The organism is Anaerolineales bacterium (genome assembly GCA_037382465.1).
Lineage (GTDB): Bacteria > Chloroflexota > Anaerolineae > Anaerolineales > E44-bin32 > WVZH01.
Genome location: JARRPX010000005.1, coordinates 73881 through 75051 on the forward strand (window position 1 = coordinate 73881; position 1171 = coordinate 75051).

Here is a 1171-nt window from a genome sequence, read left to right on the forward strand (position 1 = left end):
GATGAAGGCAGGGTAGCTCATCCCTGCCGTTCGAATCCGGATCAGGAGGCGGGTCCCGTCGATTTGCAGAGATGATAACGGAGAACCGTCGTAGGCGGAGACCCCCGTTTCCACTTCCGCTTTCCAGGTCTCCAGCTCGTTCAGTTTGCCGTTGATCTGTAAAGTGAGAATGACGAGCAGCAACACCAGGAGAACCCAGGTGAGCCAGAAACGCCGCATCCGCAGCCAATCGGCAGAGATGAATCTATGCATCGCCGTCCTCAGCGTGATTATTTGTAAGATCGAGAAACACGCTTTCCAGCGTAGACACGACCGGGCGGACTTCGAAAGGAAAGAGAGCATGCGCCGCAAGAGCGGCCAGCAGTTCCGGCGTTCGCTCCGGGGATGCCTGCACGCGCAGCCAATCCCCGTCTTGATTCGTGCCCTGCACCCAGTCTAGTCCAGATAGAACCTCGGCGGCTTTCTCCGCTTTCTCAATCCGCAGCTCAACGGCGTGCGCCTGGTGCAGCAGGCTCTTGACTTCTCCCTGGGCGATCACCTGCCCTTTGTTGAGAATCAGCACACGGTCACAAACCTGCTCGATCTCGTGCAGCAGATGGCTCGAAAGAAAGACGGTCTTGCCCTGCTCCTCGGAAAGGCGGCGGATCAAGATGCGCATTTCCTGCATCCCGGCCGGGTCGAGCCCGTTGGTCGGTTCATCCAGGATGAGCAGTTCGGGATCTCCCAACAGCGCAGCGGCCAACCCCAGCCGCTGACGCATTCCCTGCGAATACGTGCCCACCTTGTCCTTGCCGCGCCCTTTTAGCCCCACTCGTTCGAGTATGGACGGGATGTGTGCTTCGGTGTCGCCCCCGTCGATGCGTGCGAAAACACGTAAATTGTCGATCCCACTCATATAGGGGTAAAAGGCGGGGGTTTCTATGATGGCGCCCACCTGACGCAGCGCGGGGCTCAAGTTGCGGCGGATGTCGTGGCCCAGAACTTCGGCGCTGCCGGTGGTGGGCCGAACGAGTCCCAGCAGCATCGCAATGGTCGTCGTCTTCCCTGCACCGTTGGGTCCCAGGAATCCAAACACCTCGCCGCGCCGGACTTCGAAAGAGATCTGGTCTACGGCGGTCAGCTGCTTGAATCGCTTCGTGAGATCGTACGTGCGGATGACTTCATGCCCGTT

The 1171-nt window shown here is 59.4% G+C and carries 2 protein-coding genes; both read right to left on the reverse strand.

Annotated elements, in window-relative coordinates; all coding sequences use genetic code 11:
- The coding region (locus P8Z34_03265) for a hypothetical protein (GenBank protein ID MEJ2549685.1) at positions 1-252 on the reverse strand (252 nt) is incomplete at its 3' end.
- Positions 245-1171, reverse strand: a 927-nt coding sequence (locus tag P8Z34_03270; GenBank protein MEJ2549686.1) for an ABC transporter ATP-binding protein, incomplete at its 5' end; no start/stop codon positions are given. The genes P8Z34_03265 and P8Z34_03270, both read right to left, overlap by 8 nt.